This is a genomic window from Microbacterium sp. Bi128 (assembly GCF_918698205.1).
This window is the reverse complement of the sequence record NZ_CAKKMM010000308.1, coordinates 1-4,938: the sequence shown is the minus strand read 5'-3', so window position 1 is coordinate 4,938 and position 4,938 is coordinate 1. Positions and strand designations below refer to the sequence as shown.

5 protein-coding genes are annotated in these 4,938 nt (G+C 74.8%); all 5 read left to right on the top strand.

Going from position 1 to position 4,938, the window contains the following annotated elements:
- Nucleotides 1-812, top strand: an 812-nt coding sequence (locus tag LQV45_RS17760; protein ID WP_230008155.1) for a DUF6177 family protein, incomplete at its 5' end; no start/stop codon positions are given.
- Nucleotides 812-1,072, top strand: coding sequence for a hypothetical protein (locus tag LQV45_RS17755; RefSeq protein ID WP_138177080.1), 261 nt, complete (start codon nt 812-814; stop codon nt 1,070-1,072). The genes LQV45_RS17760 and LQV45_RS17755, both read left to right, overlap by 1 nt.
- Nucleotides 1,069-2,415, top strand: a complete 1,347-nt coding sequence (locus tag LQV45_RS17750; RefSeq protein ID WP_230008154.1) for an EsaB/YukD family protein — start codon at nt 1,069-1,071, stop codon at nt 2,413-2,415. The genes LQV45_RS17755 and LQV45_RS17750 overlap by 4 nt, the downstream gene beginning before the upstream one ends.
- Nucleotides 2,412-3,206 (top strand): hypothetical protein, encoded by a 795-nt coding sequence (locus tag LQV45_RS17745; RefSeq protein WP_230008153.1) that lies wholly within the window; start codon nt 2,412-2,414, stop codon nt 3,204-3,206. Before LQV45_RS17750 ends, LQV45_RS17745 begins: the two co-directional genes overlap by 4 nt.
- On the top strand, nt 3,203-4,938 hold a 1,736-nt coding region (locus LQV45_RS17740; protein ID WP_253074573.1), incomplete at its 3' end, for an FtsK/SpoIIIE domain-containing protein. The genes LQV45_RS17745 and LQV45_RS17740, both read left to right, overlap by 4 nt.

The window sequence follows — 4,938 nt, the reverse complement described above, 5'->3', positions numbered from 1 at the left end:
GTCTCGATGCTCCCGCGGAGGCCCTCGCTGCTGACTCGCCGAGCCCCGAGAACGTGCACCCCCTCTTCGTGCGCGCGCAGGTGGCATCCACTCTGCAGGTCGTGGCGACGATCTCGACGCGGCACAGGGTCACGCGTCCGGTGCGGCTCGGGGGCGTCGCCGAGGCCGCGGTCGCGCTGTTCACCGGTGCCGAGCCGACGGCCTGGGGCGCGGTCGAGCCGCTCCTCGCGCCGTGGGACCGCGACGACCTCACCGAGAGGTCGCGACGGCGGATCCCGCTCGACAGTCACTGGGTCGCGGTCGGCGGAGGCGACCGGGCCGCGCTCGCAACCGTGCAGGTCGGCCGCACGAGCGAGGGTCTGGAAGAGACGACGCGCGTGTGGGCCGCCGTGCCGGGTGTCGGGCGCGAGAGCGGCCAGACCGCTACCGCGGAGGCGCGCGAGCTTCTGGCCCGCGCCGCGACCGTCGGCCTCCCGCTCATCGGCATCTCCTTCGCCGCGATCGGAGCGCCGGACCTGGCGCGCCGGGCCACGGCATCCCCCCAGCCCGAACCCCTCGCGCTGCTCATCGGCCCCGTCGGCATCCGCGCCCTGGGCATCGATGCGAAGCGGTGGATCGACGAGGTCGGCGGCACGACCGTCGGCAGCCCGCGGCTCCCGGGCGTCTTGCTGCCCCTCGGCTCGGTCGACGGCGGCGGCTGGAACCGCCTGAACGACGTCCTCGCGACGCTCGACCCCGAACGCCTCGGCGAGCTGCTAGGGCTCGCGCCGCCCGTCCGCGATCTGCTGCGCGAGCCGGAAAGGACCCGCTGATGCCCGACCAGCGCGACACCGTCCTCATCGAGCAGGCGAAGATCCAGCGCATGCGCCTGGGCGCCGCCCTCGTCTACGGCCACATCGGCGAACGCCGCACGGTCAACGACCACATGAAGCGGTTGATGGGATCGATCATCGTCGCCGCGATCGCGTGCGCCGCGTGCGTCGGCGTCTCGTTCGTCTCGCAATTGCTGACCGAGCGCGCCCAGCAGGCGACCTCGACCGTCCAGACCCCCACCGGAGCCGTAACGCCGTGAGCATCTACACCCGTCTGACCGTCGCGGGCTCCGAACGCCGCGCCGAGGTCGTGGTCCCGAGCGGCGAGCCCGTGGGCGCCGCCCTGCCGCGTCTGCTCGACCTGCTCGGCGAGACCGCCGGCACGGTCGCCCGCCCGCTCGCGGTCATCGCCCCCGACGGCGAGCAGATCGACATCGCCCTCACCCCGCAGCAGCTCGACCTGCCCGACGGCACTCTCGTGCGCCTGGTCCGTCTGGATGCCGCACCCCCGCCGCCCGTCGTGATCGACGTCACCGATGCCGCCGCCGACGCGCACGACGCCCGACCCGACCGCTGGGACGAGCGGTCGCGCACCGTCGCCGGCGGTGCGGGCATCGCCGCCGCGTTCGCCGTCGCCGGATGGCTGTCGCCGTGGTCGTCGACGACGCTCGCCGCCTTCGCCCTGCTCGCCACGTCCCTCGTCCTCGCCGCGATCGCCACGGGCCTCGGGCTCGGCGGACTCCGCCGCCTGTCGACGTGCGTGTCCGCGGCCGCCGCGGGTCTGGCGTTGCCGGTGGGGAGTGCGACCGCGGCCGCGGTGGCATCCGGACCGGCCGCGGGGACGGCGCCGCTCGCCGGGATCTCCGCCGCACTGGCCACCGGGTTCACCGTGGCCCTCCTCGGCGTGGGCGTGGCCCATCGTCGTCGGGGTGCCGCCTCGGGTGGGGCCCTGGGCGCCGTTCTTTCGTCGCTGCTCCTCGGCCTTCTGCTGGCGGGAGTGGATGCCGTCTCGGCCTCGGCCGTGACCGGCGTCGTCGCCGCGTTCGCCACCGGGCCGCTGCCCTGGATCGCGCTGTCCGCAGCGGGGCTGACCGACCTCGACCAGCGTGCCGCCGACAGCGCGCCGCCCGCCCGACCCCGGGCCTTCGCCGCGATCGACGAGGCCTACGCGGCTCTGACGTGGAGCGTGGGGGCCGTGGCATCCGTTCTGGGTGTGACCGGTGTCGTCCTCGCCCTGTCGGGCACGATCTGGACCGAGCTGCTCGCGCTGGCGCTCTTCCTCGTCGCGGCTCTCCGCACCCGCGCATTCCCGCTGCGCTGGCAGGGCTGGCTGCTGTGGGCCGCCGCCGGCGTGATCGCCGCGGCCGGACTCTCGGTGCTGCTCGCGGGCGGTCTCGGGTGGATCGGCGCGGGCGCGGCCGTCGTGCTGGCCACCCTCGTCGCGACGATGGTGCTCGTGCGGCCCCGCCCGCACGTGCGGGCGCGTCTGCGCGGACTCGGCAACGTCGTCGAGACGCTCGCCGTGGTGTCGCTGATCCCGCTGCTCGTCGGAGCCCTGGGTATCTACGCCGAACTGCTCGGCATGTTCGGCGGCCGGTCGTGACCGTGCTCGACCTGCGCGCACTATCGACCGCGGTGTTCGGCAGCGGCGCGAACGGACGCGTCGAACTGACCACAGCGGATGCCGCGATCCGCGGCGGCCTGTCCACGACGCGTCGCATCGGAGTGCTGTCGCTGTCGCCCGGCGCGGGCACGAGCACCGTCGCCCACCAGCTCGTGCGCGCCGTGGCGGCACGGCGAAGCGAACCCGTGCTGGCCGTCGACGTCTCGACCGCCCCGACGGGGCTGGCCGCACGCCTCGGCGTCGAGCCCGTCGCCCCCGACGAGACCCGCGCCGTCGCCCGGACCACGGCGGAGGCGTTGAGCGGACTCGAGGTCCGCGACGGCGTCGTGGCGCTGCGCCCGCGCGAGACCGACGACGCCGTGGGCGCGTGGCTCGGCGAGGCAGCGCCCATCGCCCGCTTCTTCGATGTGTCGGTCACGGACTTCGGCGCGCGGCATCCGCTCGCCGACCTCGCCACGTGCGCCGCACTGTGCGACGTCGTGTGCCTCGTCAGCGACGGACGCCGGTCACCGGCCGAGCATGCCCGCTCGGTGGTGGAGGCGGTCGCCGGGCTCCCCGAGACGCCGTCCGTCGCGCTCGCACTCGTCGACCACGCGCGCGAGGGCGACGGCGTCGCGCGCGCCCTGGCGACCGGAGCCGACCACCCCGTCGTCGCGGTGCCGTTCGATCCGGGTCTCGCGGCGAACGGCCGCGCCCGCCGTTCGACCACGCACCTGGCCGTCGTGAAGCTCGCGGCGGCGCTCGTCGCCGCGTCGGGGAGGGGCGCATGACCGTCCGCATCGTCCACCGCCCCGCCCGCATCAGCGAGGCCGTCGAGCCGGCGCCCGAGATCATCCTGGCGCCCCCGCCGCCGATCGGCGAGGGCGCGACCGGGTTCCCCCTCCAGTCGCTGCTGCCGATCGTGGGCAGCCTGTCGTCGATCACGATGATCGTGCTGCTGCGCAACAACCCGATCATGGTCGTGGTCGGTGCCGTCATCCTCGTCGTCGCCCTCGTCGGTGGCCTCGGCATGGCGCTCACGCAGCGCGGCAACGCCGCCCGCCAGCGCCGCGTCCAGCGCGAGCGGTACCTCGACTACCTCGAGGAGACGCGCGAGAGCGTCCGCGAGACCGCCGACGCGCAGCGCAGCGCCGCCCTCGCGCTGCACCCCTCCCCCGGCACCCTCGTCGAGATCGCGGCCGACCCGGCACGGCGGTGGGAGCGGCGCCCCGGCGATGCCGACTTCCTGCGCGTGCGCATCGGCACCGGCGACCTGCGCGCGGTCGAGGTGGCCCTGCCCCCCGAGCAGAACCCGGTGCAGCCGTTCGACCCGGTGATGCGCGAATCGGCCGAGCGCATGGTGCGCCTGGCCGGTATCTCGCAGGGCATGCCCGCCACCGTCGACCTCGAACGCGGCGGCCAGGTCTCGCTCGTCGGCGCGCGGAACGACACGCTGCGCGTCGCGCGGGCGATGGCCGCCCAGATCGCGGCGTTCCACTCCCCCGACGACGTGCACATCGCGGCCGCCATCGCCCCCGCACAGCGCGACGACTGGCACGGGCTCGACCTGCTGCCCCACCTGTCGGGCGACACCCCGCCCGCCGGAGCCGTCACCGCCCGTCGGGTGGCGCCGAGCCTGCCCGAACTGCTGTCGCTGCTGCGCGACGAGCTGCGCGACCGCGTCGCGACCGCCGCCGCTTCGCGCCGTGCGGGCCGGCGCACGAAGCCCGGGCGCCTGGTGATCTTCGTCGACGAAGCCGATCACGCCGCTTCTCCCGTTCCCCGCCTGGATGCCGCTCTCGACCTCACCGCCCTCGGAGTGACGGTCGTGCACCTCGTCGATGACCGCCTGAAGGAACCGACGACCGTCGCCGTCCGCGTCACGGTCGAGGGCGGCACGGCGACCATCGAGACCCCGTCGTCGGGTGAGGCGGCGGTCAGTGGCATCCGGGTCGATCCCGTCACCCCCGCGGCGCTCGAGATCGTCGCTCGCCCGCTCGCAGGCCTGCGCCTCACGCGCACCTCGGCGGAAGACGCCGGCACGGCGCTCGCGCCCGATGTCACGCAACTGCTCGGTGTCGGCGACGTGGATGCCATCGACACCTCCGCCGCGTGGCGCACGCGCAGTGCAGCGGAATTCTTGCGCGTGCCGATCGGCGTCGACGACCGCGGCGGCCCCGTGCTGCTCGACCTCAAGGAGTCGGCGCAGCTCGGCATGGGCCCGCACGGCATCTGCATCGGCGCGACCGGTTCGGGGAAGAGCGAGCTGCTGCGCACGCTCATCCTAGGCCTGGCGCTGACGCACGCGCCGGACGACCTCAGCATGATCCTCGTCGACTACAAGGGCGGTGCGGCGTTCGCCCCGTTCGCCCGTCTGCCGCACGTCGCGGGCATCATCGACAACCTCGCCGACGACCCCCAGCTGACCGAGCGCGCCCGCGCGAGCATCCAGGGCGAGGTCGTGCGTCGACAGCGCCTGTTGAAGGATGCCGGGAACGCGGCATCCATCGGGCACTACCGGCA

What these genes read in the sequence shown, in the direction of transcription:
- LQV45_RS17755 (WP_138177080.1), top strand. Translation starts at nt 812, where the DNA reads ATGCCCGACCAGCGCGACACCGTCCTCATCGAGCAGGCGAAGATCCAG.